Origin of the sequence: Galbibacter sp. BG1 (assembly GCF_013391805.1) — a bacterium.
GTDB lineage: Bacteria > Bacteroidota > Bacteroidia > Flavobacteriales > Flavobacteriaceae > Galbibacter.
On sequence record NZ_CP058364.1, the window covers coordinates 1205325 to 1223672 of the forward strand.

General features: G+C 37.8%; 18 protein-coding genes. 8 read left to right on the forward strand and 10 right to left on the reverse strand.

All coding sequences use genetic code 11. The annotated features are described in order from the left end of the window. Nucleotides 1–41: 41 nt before the first annotated feature. From atpE to HX109_RS05300, 10 genes are all read right to left on the reverse strand, one after another. A complete protein-coding gene (gene atpE, locus HX109_RS05255; protein ID WP_178950149.1) occupies nucleotides 42–245 on the reverse strand; it encodes an ATP synthase F0 subunit C in 204 nt (67 codons plus the stop codon). A 39-nt stretch (nucleotides 246–284) separates the two neighbouring features. Continuing rightward, nucleotides 285–1367 carry a F0F1 ATP synthase subunit A gene (gene atpB / locus HX109_RS05260; RefSeq protein ID WP_178954065.1) on the reverse strand — a complete coding sequence of 361 codons (1083 nt, stop codon included), beginning with the start codon at nucleotides 1365–1367 and terminating at the stop codon, nucleotides 285–287. A gap of 133 nt (nucleotides 1368–1500) precedes the next feature. Further along, nucleotides 1501–1881: a hypothetical protein gene (locus tag HX109_RS05265; RefSeq protein ID WP_178950150.1), complete on the reverse strand. Its 381-nt coding sequence runs from the start codon at nucleotides 1879–1881 to the stop codon at nucleotides 1501–1503. 9 nt (nucleotides 1882–1890) lie between these two features. Continuing rightward, nucleotides 1891–2127: an AtpZ/AtpI family protein gene (locus HX109_RS05270; RefSeq protein ID WP_178950151.1), complete on the reverse strand. Its 237-nt coding sequence runs from the start codon at nucleotides 2125–2127 to the stop codon at nucleotides 1891–1893. After that, the gene (locus tag HX109_RS05275; RefSeq protein ID WP_178950152.1) at nucleotides 2087–2506 is read right to left on the reverse strand and encodes a polymer-forming cytoskeletal protein; all 420 of its coding nucleotides are present in this window, start codon (nucleotides 2504–2506) and stop codon (nucleotides 2087–2089) included. The genes HX109_RS05270 and HX109_RS05275 overlap by 41 nt, the downstream gene beginning before the upstream one ends. 4 nt (nucleotides 2507–2510) lie before the next feature. Beyond that, nucleotides 2511–5060, reverse strand: coding sequence for a hypothetical protein (locus HX109_RS05280; RefSeq protein ID WP_317170436.1), 2550 nt, complete (start codon nucleotides 5058–5060; stop codon nucleotides 2511–2513). A 208-nt stretch (nucleotides 5061–5268) separates the two neighbouring features. Then, on the reverse strand, nucleotides 5269–6117 hold the full coding sequence (locus tag HX109_RS05285; RefSeq protein ID WP_178950153.1) for a carboxypeptidase-like regulatory domain-containing protein: 849 nt from the start codon (nucleotides 6115–6117) through the stop codon (nucleotides 5269–5271). Nucleotides 6118–6148: 31 nt separating this feature from the next. Further along, the gene (locus HX109_RS05290) at nucleotides 6149–6883 is read right to left on the reverse strand and encodes an ABC transporter ATP-binding protein (protein ID WP_178950154.1); all 735 of its coding nucleotides are present in this window, start codon (nucleotides 6881–6883) and stop codon (nucleotides 6149–6151) included. Nucleotides 6884–6886: 3 nt separating this feature from the next. After that, nucleotides 6887–8359 (reverse strand): DUF5687 family protein, encoded by a 1473-nt coding sequence (locus HX109_RS05295; RefSeq protein ID WP_178950155.1) that lies wholly within the window; start codon nucleotides 8357–8359, stop codon nucleotides 6887–6889. 107 nt (nucleotides 8360–8466) lie between these two features. After that, nucleotides 8467–9453: a glycosyl hydrolase gene (locus HX109_RS05300; RefSeq protein ID WP_178950156.1), complete on the reverse strand. Its 987-nt coding sequence runs from the start codon at nucleotides 9451–9453 to the stop codon at nucleotides 8467–8469. Nucleotides 9454–9633: 180 nt separating this feature from the next. On the opposite strand from HX109_RS05300, the gene HX109_RS05305 reads away from it, so the two are divergent. The 8 genes from HX109_RS05305 (at nucleotide 9634) to rpsU (ending at nucleotide 18284) form a co-directional block, all read left to right on the forward strand. After that, the gene (locus HX109_RS05305; RefSeq protein ID WP_178950157.1) at nucleotides 9634–10680 is read left to right on the forward strand and encodes a ferredoxin--NADP reductase; all 1047 of its coding nucleotides are present in this window, start codon (nucleotides 9634–9636) and stop codon (nucleotides 10678–10680) included. A 119-nt stretch (nucleotides 10681–10799) separates the two neighbouring features. After that, complete coding sequence (locus HX109_RS05310) at nucleotides 10800–11162, forward strand: MmcQ/YjbR family DNA-binding protein (RefSeq protein WP_178950158.1); 363 nt, start codon at nucleotides 10800–10802, stop codon at nucleotides 11160–11162. Between the two features lie 136 nt (nucleotides 11163–11298). Continuing rightward, nucleotides 11299–12213: a dihydrodipicolinate synthase family protein gene (locus tag HX109_RS05315; RefSeq protein WP_178950159.1), complete on the forward strand. Its 915-nt coding sequence runs from the start codon at nucleotides 11299–11301 to the stop codon at nucleotides 12211–12213. A 120-nt stretch (nucleotides 12214–12333) separates the two neighbouring features. Beyond that, entirely contained in the window at nucleotides 12334–13917 is a 1584-nt protein-coding gene (locus HX109_RS05320; protein WP_178950160.1) for an aldehyde dehydrogenase (NADP(+)), read from the forward strand. A gap of 10 nt (nucleotides 13918–13927) precedes the next feature. Next, nucleotides 13928–15658: a DUF885 domain-containing protein gene (locus tag HX109_RS05325; RefSeq protein ID WP_178950161.1), complete on the forward strand. Its 1731-nt coding sequence runs from the start codon at nucleotides 13928–13930 to the stop codon at nucleotides 15656–15658. 16 nt (nucleotides 15659–15674) lie between these two features. Continuing rightward, nucleotides 15675–16682, forward strand: a complete 1008-nt coding sequence (locus HX109_RS05330; RefSeq protein ID WP_178950162.1) for a 4-hydroxyproline epimerase — start codon at nucleotides 15675–15677, stop codon at nucleotides 16680–16682. 12 nt (nucleotides 16683–16694) lie between these two features. Beyond that, nucleotides 16695–17948, forward strand: coding sequence for an NAD(P)/FAD-dependent oxidoreductase (locus HX109_RS05335; RefSeq protein WP_178950163.1), 1254 nt, complete (start codon nucleotides 16695–16697; stop codon nucleotides 17946–17948). 141 nt (nucleotides 17949–18089) lie between these two features. Next, nucleotides 18090–18284 (forward strand): 30S ribosomal protein S21, encoded by a 195-nt coding sequence (gene rpsU / locus HX109_RS05340; RefSeq protein ID WP_178950164.1) that lies wholly within the window; start codon nucleotides 18090–18092, stop codon nucleotides 18282–18284. Nucleotides 18285–18348 lie beyond the last annotated feature (64 nt).

Consider the following 18348-nt stretch of genomic DNA (forward strand, 5'->3'; position numbering starts at 1 on the left):
GCTACAACCAACCGTTATAGCTTGATTTTTGTTGTCAAAAATTATCCGTTAGTAATTAACGCAACAACCACTGCGAAAAGTGCCACACCCTCAATAAGTGCCGCAGCAATAATCATAGCAGTTTGAATTTTTGCAGCCGCCTCTGGTTGACGTGCAATAGCATCCATTGCAGATCCTCCAATTTTACCGATACCTACTCCTGCACCGATGGCAGCTAATCCAGCTCCTATTCCAGCTAAAATCATAATTAAAAATTTATAATAGTTATTAAATAAAACTCAATTTTAATGATGCTCCTCTACCGCTTGTCCAATAAACAAGGCAGAAAGCAAGGTAAATACATAGGCTTGTAAAGCCGCCACCAATAATTCTAGAAAATACATAAATAATGAAAATGCTATGGAAACTGGTGAAACCCAAGCTGTTTCAAATATAAATATTAACGCCATTAAACTTAAAATGATAATGTGCCCTGCCGTAATGTTGGCAAACAAACGTACCATTAAAGCAAATGGCTTGGTAAACATCCCTAAAACCTCTACGGGAATCATAATTGGTAATAACCATTTTGGAACCCCTGGTGTTGCAAAAATATGACCCCAATAACTTTTATTCCCACTAAATATGGTAATTAAAAAAGTAAAGGTTGCTAAAACTCCCGTAAATACAATGTTGTTGGTAAGCGTTCCTTGAAATGGAAAGAAAGGAATTAACCCAAAAAGGTTTGCAATCCATATTAAAAAGAACACCGTTAACAAGTAAGGCATGTACTTTTTATATTTTTTCTCCCCAATATTTGGTCTTGCAATATCGTCGCGAACAAAAACAATCAATGGCTCCATAAACCCAGCGATCCCTCTCGGTGCTTTTCCATTCTTTTTGTATGAATTTGCCACCGGAATAAACACCAACAACATTATTATTGCTGTTAGTATTAAAGTGAAAACATTTTTGGTTATGGAAAAGTCTAACGGACGACTGTTGGTTACATGATGCTCTTCATCAAAACTCAATCCTCCATCTGCGTAGTATATTTGATCGTGAACACGGGCAAACTTCATACCGTTTTTCTCTACGATTACTTCCCCTTCTTCATCGTGATGAAATTCTGAAGACATAAACGTAACTAACCCGTTTTCCGTCCATAAAATCACAGGAAGTGGCATAGAAATTGCACGACCTTCCCAATCTGCGATATGGAATTCGTGAGAATCATTAATGTGATGATCTATTAATTCTGTTGCATTAAAAGCTTCATCGGCAGCCTCCTCATTATGAGTGTTTTCGTGTTCTTGAGCGAAAGCTCCTAAAGAAATAAAAAACATTACTAAAAGAAAAAATCTCTTTAAAGATTTCTGTGCTATCATCATACCTCTTGTTGATAAAATAAACGGTCCTCAAAAATTTGGTGCAAAGGTACATTTTTTATTCACATTAAGAAGTTAACAACTATTTTTTTTTCGCTAGGTAAGAAAAAGAATATTTTTTATCAAAAAAGACTCATTTCAAGAGTTTTATAACAAAGAATGCCTCTAAAAATAAATAAACGAAATAGGGAATAAAAAAACTGAACACCGTTGGAATAGGATTCTCTAGAGACGCTTGAAAAAGCGGAATAAGAAAAACAATGGCAGCCAACATTTTGAGTCCGCTAAAACCCAAGAAGACAAAACCTGTGTTATGCGGTAATATTTTATGAATGGAAAGTATGGCAATGTATAAGACTATAGTAATTACCACATGGAATGCATAAATGCTCCAAACGGAATAGAAAAACTCTGTTTCTGTATAAATCTTTGCTTGGAAATAATACTGAAGCCCAATCAACACAATGGTAATAGGCACTAAAATCTTAAAGAAAGAAAGTAACTGTTTTTTCATCAATAAATTTTACGAATCTTTTCCCAGATCTTTTACTTGCCTGTAGACATTATATAGTGCGGCAAAAACCCCTACTAAAGAAAAAATTATAGTAAATGTGGAGGTTTTATTAGAATACTTTTCATCCAACCAAACCCCTAAAAATACTCCCGCAGCAATAATAATGCCCATTTGGAGACCAATATTGGTAAACTTAATCCAGGAATTAAGCTGATTTTTCGTTTGATTTTTGTTGCTTTTGCTCATCTTCTTTTACAGATTTTAAAGAAGCGCCTTTCATAGAACAAGAAGCGTTAAAAGTAGCACCTGGCTCCACTGCCAATTTACCTACAATAACATCGCCTTCTATAACCGCAGTTCCTTTTAAACTTAACACGTTTTCCACCTTTAAATCACCATCAAAAGTTCCTTCTACATCGGCATTCATACATTCGATCTTTCCAACAACTTTTCCGGCCCTTCCAATTACAACTTTTCCTTTTGCTGTAATACTGCCCTCTAGATCTCCATCAATACGAATATCTGCTTCAGAAATTAAATCTCCTTTAATTTTAGTGTTTTCTACTATTCTATTGGTTTGGCCCGCTACGGGTTCTATTCGGTTTTTTTTAGATTCTGCAAACATCTCTTTAGTTATTTAGATTTGGGTTAATTGTTTTATATTCAGCTAAATAAGAAGGCAAATTCTTGTGAATTTGTACTTTTTTATAATTGGGAGACGAAATTACAAATTTCTCATTCTCAACCAAATAATCTTTGTTAATGTTTAAAAGCTCTGCATAGCCTTCTGCCCTTAACTTACTATCAAAACCATGAACCACTAAAAATATTGTGGTAGGGCTGTAAATATCTTTGGAAACAGTAACAAAGTTGTATTTTAAGTCTTTTAAAGATTTGTCTATTGTTTTGGAAAGCTTATCCATTTCTTTTTCTGAACTGGTTTTGAAGGGATAAATTACTTTCCATTTATCGGAAGCCATCGGGTCCATATTAAATGTAGAATCTGCTACCATAGGAATGGTAGTATCCAAAATATTCTGTGCCTCCTCTCCTTCTTCATCGTTAGGATAGTTTAAGGCAATATAGTTGAGCGACTCTTTGTACGCATCCAAACCATACAAGCGGGCTCTAGCGGAAGCTTTTAGCATTTCAAACTTCAGCATGACTTCTTCCCCATTGTATTTAGAGATGTTCTCATCTGCCTCTGTAATGACCTTCTGGTAACGCTGATTTTCAAAGTCCTTATACAGTGCTGCATATACCGCATTAGGACTGGAGCCATCTTCTGAAAGTGCTGCAGTTGGATTTTCCAGAATGTTTGCATAACGCGACCCAGAATGATTGGAAATGATATCTGCCTTGTATTGGTCTGCCAACGGCGAACCGATTTGCTGATATATCTTATACAAGTTGTACTTAGCGGGAAGTACCAAACGTTCTTCGGGATCATTTTTTAAAAGTGTTTCCAATTTATTGGCCGCCAACCCATATTCCTGAAACTTTTCTTTATAAATAAGTCCCAATTGATAATAAGCAAAATTATTCTCTTGATGAATGCTATCGATAGCATCGGGTTCGGTGGGAAGCTGGCTGGTATAGAATTCCACTTTGTATAAATTAGAATCTTCGGGCACCGCAACATCTACAATTTCCTGTTGCTGTTTATTGGCCACTGCGCTGTTGTTTAAACGCCAATTATCTTCCAGACCACGATTTCCCCAAAGCTTTCTAAACTCTTGTATACCATACTGCACGCTTACAGGATTGTAAAAATAAAAATCAGCTGCAGTTCTTTTTTGGTTTTTGCCAATGGCTCCCAAGTCGCCAAAAGTATTTTGCTGAAGAAGTGCAATTTTTTCTTTCTCCCTTTTTTCTTCTTCAATAGATTTAATAGAATCTATATAGTTTTGATAGTATGCCGTCATTTCCTCATCGGTCATTGCCAACACCGTTAAAATGCTATCATTTCTACGGGCAATCTCCTCGTATTTTATTACACTTTCTAAGTTTTCACGTTTACGGCTAAGTGTTCTAAATTTTTTCGAGTTCGGATCGACATTGGTTAAAGTACTGTCGTAATATGCCCCTGCATCTTTATAATATGCATTATCGAAATACATGGTTGCCAAATCTTCATAATTTAGGGCATTTAAATTAGGATCGTTTTCTGTGTTTCGCAGCGATTGATTTAAATAGTACTGCGCTAAAGCAATGCTATCGTTCTTTAAATAATAAGCTGCATTAAGGCGGTACAACTTGCCAAGGTAAGGACGGTTTTCACGGTTTCTTTCCAGTTTATCTAAAAACTCCAACAACGTAGAGTCTTCTTCATCCCTTTGGTATTGGTTTTTTATTTTTTCCACATATGCATTCATCATATAAATACGTGGCGACTTTCTATTTAATGCTATCACTTTATCAAAAGCTATATTAGCACTGTCTAACTCTCCCTTTTCGTCGTAAAGCTGCCCAATAATATAATTGTAGCGTCCCTTTTCTTCATTTTTCTTAGTGGCATTTGCAGCAAGTTTTAATCGGAATATGGCGCTGTCTTTTTGTTTTAAGTTGATATAAGCTTGTGCCATCATTGCAGAGGCATCTGCATACTGCTGTTGAGAAATATCTAGCTGAAGGATTTTTTTGAAGTTGGTAATTGCCACTTCTTCATTTTCCATCCTTATATTGGTTTTTTCCCTCCAAATACCGGCCTGGTGAATGATATCGCTATCGGTGTATTTTAACAATATGTAATTAAAGGCTTCTAAAGCGGGTACAAAACGCTGATCGTAATATCGGGCTTTCCCTAGCAATAAATAAGCTTCATCTATTTGAGGGTTTCGCTCCTGTCCGCCAATATTCATTCCATGTTTTTGTATGGCTTTGGTCGCTTTTTCTTCGGCTCTTTGAAAATTTGGGTTCAATTTAGAAGTATCGATGATAATTTCCTCACGTATTTCCATACGTTCCACAGGAAGTATCTCCCAATAATTATCTACATAAGTTTCTGCGAGTTTCTCCTGCCCTTCCTCCAAAGCCAATTGCCCGTTATAGAGAATATTGAATTTAGTGTTGAGGGCATGGAAATTTCTATTAACAACGGTATCTTTCTTGGTGGAACAGGCCATAGCGAGGAGCACCAAAAGAAGGAGATAAGCAGGTATTTTAAGGTATTTAATCAAAAAACCAATAGTATTTCAATAGTAACTTTCAAGTTAGCTATTTATTGCTGATACAGGGTAAAAATACATTATTTTTTATTTCTTCCAGTTTTCTGTCGGAATTTATAAGCTTGCCCCATAAAAATTGGGAGTGAAGTTGAAGCGGAATGTGTATAAAACCAGTATAAGATCATCCTCTTTAAGCACTTGTGAATTGTATTTACTGGCGCTATTGTAGATAGGCCACGTCAAAATAAATTGCAAATGGCGGGAGTTCATTTTTTAGCCAAGAAGATAAACTTGATTTCCTAAGGAATGTTTCTCCACGATATCCCTTGGCTTGCGCATAAAATAGTTGATTGTCGTTTTTTGGATCATACCAGAGGCGCACCGGCTCGAGCGTAACTATAACGTCTTGATCAAGACGCAGATTAAGATTGGAAACATCTAAAGTAACCAACTGCTGTTTTTTATAGGTTTTAACAAAGAGTTGCCTTGGCAAAATGGATTCGGTTGGCCATCCCGTTTTGGAAATATCGTATATATTAATGCGAAACAAAACACTATCCAGGGTATTAAATTTTAGCGAGAAGTTTACTTTCTTTACTACATAATTACGCCCAGGAGATGCTATTTTTATACCATATTCTTTCCCAACGCCGTACCCCCCTGTATTCGATTCGCCCGTGTTGTATCTAGATTTTCTATAGCTTCCCAGTTTCTCTTCTTTGAGCTGCTCGAAGGTATCGGTAACCACTACCTCTTCGAGTTTATAGATTTCCTTTTGAAGTAGAATAATTTCATTGCTTCCCATTTTTAAAACTGAAACCCCTTTTTGTTGATACCCAATGCAGGAAAAAGTAACTGTATTTTTCTCCATCCCTGATGGCACCTCTAAACTAAAGCTGCCATCTTCCATAGAAATGGTGCCGTTATTGGTTTCCTTAATCCCGATATTCACAAATGGAAGCACCTCTTTCGTTTCGGCATCTAAAACCTTTCCGGCAACTTCTTTTTGTGCAAAAGCATGATTGCAAAACAGAATTAAAAAGGAAATAACTAATGAATTTATCTTCATTGAAATATTGCTTTTTGAAAGCTCTCCACAATTAGCTTTCGGAGCTCAAGGCTGTTGTTTCGTTTAAAATCTCTTCAGAAAAGAAAGTTTCCAATTCTTTTAACGTGGCTTGAGATGTTTTTATATCTTTTACTACCTGTCCTTTTTCTAAAACCACGATACGCTCGCAAACTTCGGTTACATGTAAAAGATCGTGACTGGATATAAGAACGGTTACCTCTGGATTGTTCTTAAAGGTGTTTATCAATTTCTTCAAACGAAACTGCGTGGATGGGTCTAGATTAGCAAAAGGTTCATCTAGAATAATCACCTTCGGCAGCCCTATAAAAGAAGCGACAATACCAACTTTTTTCTGATTTCCTTTGGACAAATCCCTCAAGTATTTTTTACCACCTAAAATCTCCCCGTGAAAAAACTCTTCAAAATCCGCTAAAAAAACATCGATATCTTCTTTGTTTTGACCACGTAATTCCCCGATAAAGTAGAAATACTCTTCAGGGGTTAAATACCCAATTAAAAAGGTTTCATCGATAAAGGCCGCTGTAAATGGTTTCCAATCTTCGCTGGTGTTTACTTGAACCTCATTGTTTTTTACAAATCCGCTACTAGGTTGTATAAGGTCTAACAATAAACTAAACAAGGTTGTTTTTCCTGCGCCGTTGTTTCCCACTAGACCAAATGTTTGTCCGTTTGGAATCTCAAGATTTTCAATGGAGAGAACGGTATTTCCATTGTATGTTTTAGAGAGGTTTTCTATAGTAATCATAATTTATTTCTTTTGTTTGTATGCGGCTAGTGTTTTGTACTTTTCTGTTTTGTAAACGTTTTCTATTTTATTAAAAACTTTTTCCTTGAAGGCAAATCCTAAAACCCCCATTAAAACTACCAATAGATAACCCAGAAAAGGCCCTACCGTGTAATGGCCGAGAGCATATAAAATTACCGGAAGCACCATTTTAGGCAGTGTTAATAAAAGTGTTTTGGAATTGAATGCCTGAGAATCGCCAAATGCTTTTTTATTACTGGTAAGATCTATCGGAGTTTTTACATAAGCACCACCCCATAAAACCATATGGGAGTTTACACCAATATTATAAATGGCGCCCACCACAATGGCCAGGTACACTTCCCACCCGAAATAAATATAAAAGGTAGCTAGAATTGTTGTTACTATGGTGGCCATTACCAAAAGCCACCATTTGGCATTGAGGTAATCCCTGTAGCGAATATTTTGGCTCATCATTAAAGGATAGTAAGCACTATCCCAACTTGGTACAAATTGACCAAAACTAAAAAGAAATCCGCCGGTAACGAAAATGGCTGCAAAAATACGCCAAGGTGCTCCTTGATATACTTCCAAAGCGTTGGTAAAAAACAACAATCCGTAAAAAATAAAAAGGAAACTCATAAATACAGATGTCTTCGAGCGTTTGTTCCTTTTAATAAGTTTGATGTCATTTTTCAAAAAAACAGAAACACTACCAAATCTATTTAACCAATCCAAATTTTCTGACTTTGCCTCTTGGTGTTTACTGGCCAAACCAGCATCGAGGTATAAGTTCTTCTTAAAATAGTTGAAGGCCACAAAATAGAGCGTTACCAATAACAAAATAGGGGCAAAAGCTACATAAGGAATCCCGTAGAACATTTCGAAGATAGGGCCCGTATAAACGGTAATATCGAATATTTGATAATATTGGCAAGCTCCCAAAATTATAATAACTCCAAACACCACTGCCAAAACAGCATCTACACCATTTAGAAATATGTTAATGAAGTTATTGCAATACAACAATGCAAAAATCCCTACCAACCAAGCCAGTATTTGAATTGGTGCATACCCGTTAATAATAAGTACTACCGAAAAAGGAATAAAAAAGAAAGCATGAATGATGTTGAAGAATGAAAATACCGTTTTCCAGAGGCTAAACTGAACTATTTTCCCTTTTTTAAACGGCATATATAACAAAGGCTTAATATTTACAACTGGCATTTTTTGCAGCATGTACCGAAATAGGAGATCGATTACCAAATAGTAAATAAAGAACCTACTTACGACCTCCAGCGCATTTAATTCCAGTTTTTCTTCAATTAAATAATAAGCCGCGCCTCCCATTACAGAGAAACTAGCTATCATATAAAGAGCTATAAATCCCATGAAAATCTTCATCGCCAGATTGGAAGTAAAGGAAGCCGATCTAAAAAAAGATTTCCACTGAAGGGAAAAGAAGTGTTTTATCATAAAAGTTGATGGTTATTTCAATACTATCAGTGTGTTAAAATATGAAATTGTTACAACTTTTAAGGGGTAAATAAATCTTGGGACGTTGTTTTTACAAAAATTTAATCCTAAAATTTAGGCAAATCATCCCTACTAATTGTCTTAGATCGGTTGTATATTTCCTGTACCCTTTCTTTGGTGTTTGCGGTTTCAATCCAATTAGACCATACCATAAACCAAGACCATTTGGGCTGCGCCTCTAAAATATCTGCCTTGGGAAGTTCTCCTACCTCTCCTAAAGCAATGGGTTTTCCGTTGGCCAATTCTAGTAATTCATTGTAATCTTTTTGCTCATAATCAAAATGATAAACATCAGTTGCCAAAATATCTACATACTCGGGTCCAGGGTAATAGTGCTTGTATGCATAAGCTTGATCGTTGGGAATGTCCCTAGGCCCATTGGCGTTCCAAACCCATAATAAATTGTTTAGTTGATGATGCGTTACCAATCTTTCATATAAATTTTTCCATAATTGAATATAGCCTTTGTCTCCTTTTTTATCTCCCCACCAAAACCAAACACCGTTCATTTCGTGGTACGGGCGCCATAGAACCGGGATGTTGGCTTTTTGCAATTCCTTTAAATACTTGGCAACGTTATCTACTTGCGCCTCCCATCTTTTAAAGAGTGGGGTTCCAGGAGTCACCAGTGCCTCCCATTCCTTTTCATTGAGTTCGCCTTGTGTACTTTTTTTCCATTTAAAAGGTGCGTCATCGGTGGGTTTCCCTACGTGCCACATCAATGTGATAATCGCTCCTTTTGTGTGCATCTCTTTTGCCGCCGCCACCACACTTTTCCCAGGATCTTTTTCTCCTGCCCAGTAAAAGTCTGTTCCCCAAATTGCCGGATTTTTCCCAGAAATGGACTTTGCCAGATCGTAAAATTCCGTAAGATTTCGATTGTATGTATGCTGCCCAGAAATAATGCTATCTTCCAAAGAATAAATATAAGAGAGCAATTTTTTTGCTTCTTTCGTAGCGTTCTTATTAACCGGACTTTGTGCAAAAGTGAAGGCTACAAGAAAAAAAATGCCGATCTGAATAACGATTTTCATGGTGAATCTCAATTAAGTCCTTAAAATTAAGTCCATTCCATTTCAAATCCACTTACTATTTTATCAATCTTTTATACTTTTTAAACATGACGGGCAATTTCATTCAATATTGCATAAATTTTTCCTAATGGCATTTTTTAGAGTCAAATCTATGTCTATTTTTGCCAAAAACTTTTTTTGATGACTCACTTTCATTTGCTTAAAGTAAAAGCTGTACATAAAATCACACCGAAAGCGGTGGTAATCACCTTTGAAATTCCGTCTGAACTTCAAAACGAATTTCAATTTATTCCAGGACAATATATTACTATAAAAAAAGAATTGAATGGCACAGAACTGCGCCGTTCTTATTCAATTTGCTCCGGAAAAGATGAAGAAGGAATTTCCGTGGGAATTAAAGAAATGCCCGATGGCACCTTCTCTAAATATGCGCAGACCATAAAAGTAGGCGACGAATTGGAAGTGCACCCGCCTGAAGGACGTTTCACTTTTGAAGCAAACACTCAAAAAGGAGATCATATTGCAGCTTTTGTGGCTGGAAGCGGAATAACGCCTATAATAAGCATCGTTAAAGAAGTGCTTCAAAATACCGACAAAAACTTTTTGCTGGTGTATGGAAATAAATCTTTGGAAGAAACCATGTTCCACAGCACATTGTTGGAACTTTTAAAACAATATCCAGACAGGCTAAGCGCACAGTTTGTTTACAGCCAAACTGAAGAAGAAGGTGCTTTATTTGGTCGTATTGAAAAATCCACCATTAATTTTATTCTGAAAAACAAACACAAAGAAACCCCGTTTGATGCTTTTTACATTTGTGGGCCAGAAGCCATGATCGAAACTGTAAAGGCCACCCTGGGGGAAAACGACATTGCACAGGATAAAATTCACGTGGAACACTTTACCACGTCGGACGACCACTCTGCTCCAGAAACCATTGAAGAAGGTAAGACAAAAGTAAAAGTTATTATAGACGACGAAGAAACCGAGATTATGATGGATAGAAAGCAGCGCGTGCTCGATGCGGTGCTAGAGGAAGATCTCGACGCTCCATACTCCTGCCAAGGAGGAGTTTGTAGCAGTTGTGTAGCCAGGTTGACAGAAGGGAAAGTTGAAATGGCAAAAAACCAAATTTTAACCGATGCCGAAATTGAAGAAGGCTTGATTTTAACATGCCAAGCACATCCAACCACTGCTACCATCGCCATCGATTACGATGATGTTTAGATAAAAACAACTAGACTACAAAAATAAAATAGCTCAAAAAAACGATGTTTTTTTGAGCTATTTACTTTTAAAAGTAAACGGCTGACTTCAATTTAAAATCATTTTGTAATTTTAGTGAAATGAACATCGAAGAACTCTATCAATATTGCCTATCAAAAAAAGGCGTTACCGAAAACTTCCCTTTCGATGAAACCACCCTTGTATTTAAAGTAGGTGGGAAAATGTTTGCCCTGTGCGGACTCGACCGTTGGGAAGCGGGAGATAAAAGCATTAATTTAAAATGCGATCCAGAATGGGCCACGGAACTTAGGGAAAGCTATGAAAATATAAAACCTGGATACCATATGAGCAAAAAACACTGGAATACCGTTACCCTTGATCCGTATGAAATATCCAATGAATTTATAAAAGAACTCATAGACCATTCTTACCAGTTAGTATTTAACGGATTACCCAAGAAAGTACGCGAACAATTAAGCTGATTTATTCCCATATATTCACATCTAAACCACCACATACTTGTTAAATGGGATAATATATGCATAATTCTAGTTAACATCCTTTCAGTTAAAACCACCTTATTGCTATAGCTTTGTTTAAAACAAATTTAATAAAGTTATGCATGTACAATGGGAAGGTGTAATGCCAGCAGTGACCACAAAGTTTGATGAAAATGATTCGTTAGACCTGCAAATGTTTGAAGTTAATATTAAAGCACAGCTCGAGGCGGGCGTAAGTGGCATTATTTTAGGCGGAACACTGGGAGAAGCAAGCACCCTTACAGATGAGGAAAAGGTAACTTTAATAAAAGAAACGGTGCGTATTGTGGATGGAAAAATTCCGGTAATTATTAATATTGCCGAGCAAACTACAAAAGGTGCAATTAAAGCAGCAGCTACGGCTAAGCAAAATGGAGCCAGCGGCCTTATGATGCTCCCTCCAATGCGCTATAAAGCCAATGATTTTGAAACAGTCACCTATTTTAAAGAGGTAGCAAGTAGTACCGATTTACCTATAATGGTTTATAATAATCCTGTAGATTACGGTATCGAAGTAACCTTAGATATGTTTGAAGAATTATTGGAGTGCGGGAATATCCAAGCAGTTAAAGAATCTACTAGGGATATCTCCAACGTAACCCGTATTAAAAATAGATTTGGAAACCGGCTAAAAGTTTTAACGGGAGTAGACACCCTGGGTCTGGAAAGTATATTCATGGGCGCTGATGGCTGGGTTGCCGGTCTTGTTTGTGCTTTTCCGGAAGAAACAGTAGCTATTTATAAGCTGGCAAAAGCAGGTAAAAATATAGAAGCTCTTTCTATTTATCGATGGTTTTTACCTTTATTGGAGCTCGATATCAATCCCCAATTGGTACAAAACATCAAATTGGCAGAGGTAGCCACCGGCATTGGAACAGAAAGAGTAAGAGCTCCCAGACTACCACTGCAAGGAGAAGAACGCAAACGTGTTTTAAAAGTCATCGAAAATGGAATGAAAAACCGCCCAAAATTACCCGCGTACAAATCGCTTTAAGCAGACGGCGCATAGAAATAACAAATCTTAATACCAACCAATTAGATATAAAAGGCTTATTTTAAGCTAGTTTTTGGAAACATCCCTTAAAATTCAGAAATAATAAAAACAGGTTTTTAAATGATCACAGGAAAAAATTATATCGGTGATGAACGCATCGCAAAAGGAAACAAAACCTATAAAACATTTAATCCGAAGGAAAACAAAGAAACTCCATATTCATTTTATGAAGCTACGGAAGATGAAATAAACCAAGCAGTCGAACTGGCCTCTGAAGCTTTTCAAACCTATAAAAACGTTTCCGGAGCTAAAAAAGCTGATTTCCTCAATGCTATTGCTGAAGAAATTGAGGCACTTGGCGATCTTCTTATAGAAACATATGTGGCAGAATCTGGTCTTCCAGAGGGAAGGGCAAAAGGCGAACGTGGGAGAACGATGGGACAATTAAGAGCGTTTGCTTCCTTGTTGCAAGAAGGTTCTTGGGTAGAAGCCACGATAGATACGGCGCAACCAAAACGAGAGCCCTTGCCAAAACCAGACATTCGTAAAATGTTGTTTCCCATAGGCCCTGTAGTAGTTTTTGGAGCCAGTAATTTCCCTTTGGCTTTCTCTACAGCGGGCGGAGATACTGCCAGCGCATTGGCGGCAGGATGCCCTGTAATTGTTAAGAGCCACCCGATGCATGCCGGTACGGGTGAATTGGTTGCTGAAGCGATTATTAAGGCTGCCAAAAAAACTGGGATGCCCAATGGTGTGTTTTCTAACTTAAACAGCAGCGGGATAGAAGTAGGTCAGCAATTGGTTAAGCATCCCACAGTTAAGGCCGTTGGTTTTACCGGGAGTATTAAAGGAGGAACTGCGCTTTCTAAATTAGCACAAGAACGCAAAGAACCCATACCTGTATATGCAGAAATGGGAAGCATTAACCCTGTTGTTATTTTACCCTCTGCCTTAAAAGAACATAGCAGTCACTGGGCTCAACAATACGCTGCTTCCATTACTTTGGGAGCGGGACAATTTTGTACCAATCCTGGTCTTTTATTGGCTGTTAAAAGCGATGCTTTAAATGGTTTTATAACCCAATTAGGTAAAGAAATATCCCAGATCGCTCCTACCGCCATGTTACACCCCAATATTTGTGATACCTACCAAAAGAATATGGAACTCGCCTCTGCACAAGACAAGACAAAATTGGTAGGTGCATACGAAGGACAAGCGTCGCCAAACTTCGGAAAACAAAAAGTACTAACCGTTAACGGCCAGGAATTCCTAAAAAACACCTTGTTACATCAGGAAGTTTTTGGCCCTTACTCGCTGGTGGTTCAATGCGAGAATGATGAAGAATTAAAACATATACTAGAAGCACTGGAAGGACAATTAACGGGTACTGTTTTAGGAAATAAAGACGAGTTAAAAAACAAATCGGCTCTTATAGATGCTTTAAAAGAACGGGTTGGGAGGCTTATTTTAAATAGTGTCCCTACAGGAGTCGAAGTTTGCCCTTCCATGCACCATGGAGGTCCATTTCCAGCCACTACCGATGCCAAATACACTTCGGTTGGTGTTGCTGCCATTAAAAGGTGGGTACGCCCTGTGGCCTACCAAAATTGGCCCGTGGAACTCTTGCCACAAGCATTACAAAACACCAATCCACTTAAAGTAATGCGCTTGGTAAATGGGGAATATTCCAATAAACCGATTTAAAATCCTAACCATGCAAAAAATTCGTTTCTCCATAAAAATTCTTATTATAACTGTGCTACTATTCTCTTGCACTAAAAAAGAGGACGATGCCTCTGCACAGCTTGCCAATATTATTCAGGAAGTAGAAGATTTTAAACTTTACAAGGAAGAAACACATCCGTTGGGAAATTATGAAAAGGAACTGTTTAAAAAAGATGCCGATTTTGCCCAGGGTCAACTGGAAAAATTGAACTCGATAGATAAGGAGAAACTTTCCGAAACAGAGGAAATCTCTTTGGAATTGCTTCAGTTTACACTGCAGGATAGGGTAGATTTTTACACCTACGAAATGTACTTAAATCCCATTCAAGCAGATCAAGGCTTTCATCTTAACTTAAATTATCGGGTTAAACCCATATTAGATTATTCGGGAGCGAAAGCGTATCTCAATATGTTGAATGACATTCCGCATTTTGTAGATCAGAATTTAGCGCTTATTCGGGAAGGTATTGAAAAAGGGGTTTCACAGCCAAAAATTATTTTTAAAGGATACGAATCTTCTTATAACAATCACATTGTTGATACTGTTACCAATAGCTATTTCTATTCGCCCTTGAAACAGCTCCCCGATGTTTTAACGAAGTCGCAAAAAGATTCTGTTACAGCCGCTGCAAAAATTGCGATTAAAGAAAAGGTGATTCCATCATTTAAAAAAGTCAAAACGTTTTTTGAAGAAGAGTACCTCCCCAACACTCGTGAGGCCATTGGTGTTTCGGAAACGCCATCTGGAAAGGAGTTTTACCAAAACAGGATAAATTTTTACACCACTTCCAAAGAATATACCGCCAACGATATTCATGAATTGGGATTGCGTGAGGTTGCCCGAATTAAGGCTGAAATGGAAAAACTAATTCAAGAAGTCGAATTTAAAGGTTCTTTTGAGGGCTTTTTGCAGTTTCTACGCACCGATAAACAATTCTATGCCACCAGTGGCAGGGAATTATTAAAGGAAGCTAGGGATATTGCCAAAAGGATTGATGCCGAGCTGCCAAAATATTTTAAAACCTTGCCTAGAAAACCTTATGGCGTAAAGGAGGTTCCCGAGGCGATTGCACCAAAATATACAAGCGGCAGATACGCTGGGAGTTCGAAAAGTACAGAGCCTGGCTTCTATTTGGTTAACACTTATAATTTACCGAGCAGGCCGCTGTACAACCTTCCTGCATTAACGGCTCACGAAGCGGTTCCTGGACATCACCTTCAAGGTTCTTTAAACAATGAACTGGGAGATAGCATTCCAAAATTCAGAAAAAACCTTTACCTATCGGCTTATGGCGAAGGCTGGGCTCTATACACCGAATCCCTCGCGGGAGAAATGGGAATTTACACGACACCTTATGAAGAATTTGGAAAATTAACCTATGAAATGTGGAGGGCTTGCAGACTGGTGGTAGATACAGGCATTCATGCCAAAGGCTGGTCTCGGGAAGAAGTGGTGGAATACATGAAAAGCAACACTGCATTGTCTGAGCATGAGATAAACACAGAAACCGACCGCTACATTGGATGGCCGGGCCAAGCCATTTCCTACAAAATAGGGGCTTTAAAAATCAAAGAGCTAAGACAAAAGGCTGAAAATATGTTGGGAGCGAAGTTTAACATTCGCGACTTCCATGAGATTATACTTGAACAGGGCACCGTTACTTTGCCTATTTTAGAAGAAAGGGTAACTAACTACATTAAAGAAGTTTCAGAAAAATAAAACGTTATTATAGTTTATGGCAAGAAAAACGTTTTTTTGCGTTGATGCTCATACCTGCGGAAATCCCGTACGCCTTATCGCTGGAGGCGGACCAAATCTCTTTGGGAAGGACATGAGCGAAAAAAGACAACACTTCATTAAAGAGTTCGATTGGATTCGAAAAGGGTTAATGTTTGAACCTCGTGGGCATGATATGATGAGCGGAAGCTTAATTTATCCCCCCATAAACCCAGAAAACGACTTTGGGATCATTTTTGTAGAAACCAGCGGATGCCTCCCAATGTGTGGGCACGGCACTATTGGAACCATCACGATAGCTATTGAAGAAGGTCTTGTAACTCCAAAAACCCCTGGAAAAATAAAAATGGAAGCTCCCGCAGGACTTATAGAGATTGAATACCAACAAACGGGCGCAAAAGTAGATTGGGTAAAACTTATTAATGTAAAATCATATTTGGCAGCTACCGAATTAACCATTCATTCGGAGGTATTGGGAGAGTTAATCTTTGATGTTTCTTACGGCGGAAATTTTTATGCCATTATCGATCCACAAAAGAATTTCGTAGGTATTCATGAATTTTCTGCCAGTAAACTCATCCATATCAGTCAAGAAATACGTCAAAAAATAAATGTAAAATATAAAGATCGTTTTGTTCACCCAGAGGATGCCACCATCAATGGGGTAAGCCATATTCTGTGGACAGGAAACCCCATAAACCCATTATCTACGGCCCGAAATGCGGTTTTTTATGGAGATAAAGCCATAGATCGTTCTCCTTGTGGCACTGGAACTTCCGCAAGAATGGCGCAATGGCATGCTAAAGGAATGCTTCAAAAAGGGGAAGAATTTGTGCACGAAAGTTTTATAGGCTCCCAGTTTATAGGAAGAATTGAAAAAGAAACTATCTTAGCTGGTCAAAGTGCCATAATACCCAGCATTCAAGGATGGGCAAAAGTATATGGCTACAATAAAATTATAATAGATGATGAAGATCCATATGCTCATGGGTTTCAAGTAATTTAGAAAGCAAAATATATGCAAAAAAATATTGTAATTATTGGCGGAGGGATTGTAGGGCTATCTTCGGCCTACTATTTACATAAGGCTGGTCACGATGTAACAGTAATTGATAAAGGCACTATTAGCGAAGGCGCCTCTTTTGTTAATGCAGGCTATATTACGCCAAGCCATATAATTCCGCTAGCTTCCCCTGGCATGATTGCAAAGGGTATAAAATGGATGTTCAATTCTTCCAGTCCGTTTTATATGAAACCTCGATGGGATGCTGACTTTTTTAAGTGGTCCTGGTATTTTCATAAATCGTCTACCAAAGAAAAAGTAACCAAAGCCATCCCTGTTATTAAAGACATCAATTTGTTGAGCAGGGATCTTTATAAGGAGATGCTTAGATCTGAAGATTTAGGCCCATTTCACCTAGAACAGAACGGACTCCTAATGCTGTACAAAACCGAAAAAGCAGGAGCGAGTGAAATGGCTGTCGCCGAAAAAGCAGCTTTTGAAGGATTGGAAGTTCGCCATCTTGATTATTATGAATTAAACAACTTGGAACCTAATGTTACCATAGATGCCAAAGGAGCTATTTTTTATGAATGTGACGGCCACAGTACCCCGACGGAAATTATGAGCAAAATGCTCGCCTATCTAAAAGCGCATAATGTGGATATAAAAACGCAGGAAACCGTTGAAAAAATTAAGGTTGATAGGGATAAGATACAAGAAGTACAAACCGATAAAAGCCTTTATCATCCAGATGAGGTAATTATAGCCTCGGGCTCCTGGAGCGGTGAAATGGCTAAAAAAATAGGGGCTAACCTTCCTCTTCAGGCAGGGAAAGGATATAGAATAGACCTACATAGGCCTACCCACATTAAATTACCGGCCATCTTGATGGAAGCCAAAACTGCAATGACCCCCATGAATGGCTTTACCCGATTTGCAGGGACGATGGAATTTTCAGGGATTAATCCAACCATCCGAAAGGAACGTGTAGAAGCTATTGCAAAAGCCGCCAAAGCGTATTATCCAGATATCGACATTACTTCCGAAGAAAAACAAAAAGCACAAAGTGGCCTACGCCCTGTCTCCCCAGATGGGCTGCCCTACATTGGCCGAACCAAACATTGTAAGAATGTTGTTTTTGCCACAGGACATGCCATGATGGGTTGGAGCTTAGGACCAGCGACCGGAAAACTGGTTGCAGAAATTATTAATGAAGAAAAAACTTCTATGAATTTAGACGCCTTTAGCCCCGATAGAAGCTTTAAATAACTTAAAATGTCAGTTTTTAAAAACAGATAAGAACCTGTCAACTAAATTCATACATCTTTTACAGTGAAAATTATTGCTTCTTTAACAGAATTTTTCAAATATTTTTTTATAATGTAGTTAGTACAAATTTAAAATCGATATATGTTAAAAACTGTAGTAAAAGAAGGAGAGAGTATTGAAAGAGCGTTAAAGCGCTATAAAAGAAAATTTAGAAATACTAAAGTGCTTCAACAACTTAGAGATAGACAGCAATACACAAAACCTTCAGAAGAAAGGCGTCAAATAAAACAAAAAGCGGCTTACAAAGAGCAATACCTAAGAGACCAAGAAGAATAAATGCATTTTGGCTTTTAGATTTGGAATATTTATTTAGTTTTACCCGTAAAGCTAGACGAATATT

Coding starts and splice junctions, on each gene's coding strand:
- HX109_RS05320 (WP_178950160.1), top strand. CDS start 12,334: ATGATCACAGGAAAAAATTATATCGGTGATGAACGCATCGCAAAAGGA.
- HX109_RS05305 (WP_178950157.1), top strand. CDS start 9,634: ATGACTCACTTTCATTTGCTTAAAGTAAAAGCTGTACATAAAATCACA.
- atpB (WP_178954065.1), bottom strand. CDS start 1,367: ATGATAGCACAGAAATCTTTAAAGAGATTTTTTCTTTTAGTAATGTTT.
- HX109_RS05275 (WP_178950152.1), bottom strand. CDS start 2,506: ATGTTTGCAGAATCTAAAAAAAACCGAATAGAACCCGTAGCGGGCCAA.
- HX109_RS05270 (WP_178950151.1), bottom strand. CDS start 2,127: ATGAGCAAAAGCAACAAAAATCAAACGAAAAATCAGCTTAATTCCTGG.
- atpE (WP_178950149.1), bottom strand. CDS start 245: ATGATTTTAGCTGGAATAGGAGCTGGATTAGCTGCCATCGGTGCAGGA.
- HX109_RS05325 (WP_178950161.1), top strand. CDS start 13,928: ATGCAAAAAATTCGTTTCTCCATAAAAATTCTTATTATAACTGTGCTA.
- HX109_RS05310 (WP_178950158.1), top strand. CDS start 10,800: ATGAACATCGAAGAACTCTATCAATATTGCCTATCAAAAAAAGGCGTT.
- HX109_RS05295 (WP_178950155.1), bottom strand. CDS start 8,359: ATGATAAAACACTTCTTTTCCCTTCAGTGGAAATCTTTTTTTAGATCG.
- HX109_RS05335 (WP_178950163.1), top strand. CDS start 16,695: ATGCAAAAAAATATTGTAATTATTGGCGGAGGGATTGTAGGGCTATCT.
- rpsU (WP_178950164.1), top strand. CDS start 18,090: ATGTTAAAAACTGTAGTAAAAGAAGGAGAGAGTATTGAAAGAGCGTTA.
- HX109_RS05265 (WP_178950150.1), bottom strand. CDS start 1,881: ATGAAAAAACAGTTACTTTCTTTCTTTAAGATTTTAGTGCCTATTACC.
- HX109_RS05315 (WP_178950159.1), top strand. CDS start 11,299: ATGCATGTACAATGGGAAGGTGTAATGCCAGCAGTGACCACAAAGTTT.
- HX109_RS05300 (WP_178950156.1), bottom strand. CDS start 9,453: ATGAAAATCGTTATTCAGATCGGCATTTTTTTTCTTGTAGCCTTCACT.
- HX109_RS05285 (WP_178950153.1), bottom strand. CDS start 6,117: ATGAAGATAAATTCATTAGTTATTTCCTTTTTAATTCTGTTTTGCAAT.
- HX109_RS05290 (WP_178950154.1), bottom strand. CDS start 6,883: ATGATTACTATAGAAAACCTCTCTAAAACATACAATGGAAATACCGTT.
- HX109_RS05330 (WP_178950162.1), top strand. CDS start 15,675: ATGGCAAGAAAAACGTTTTTTTGCGTTGATGCTCATACCTGCGGAAAT.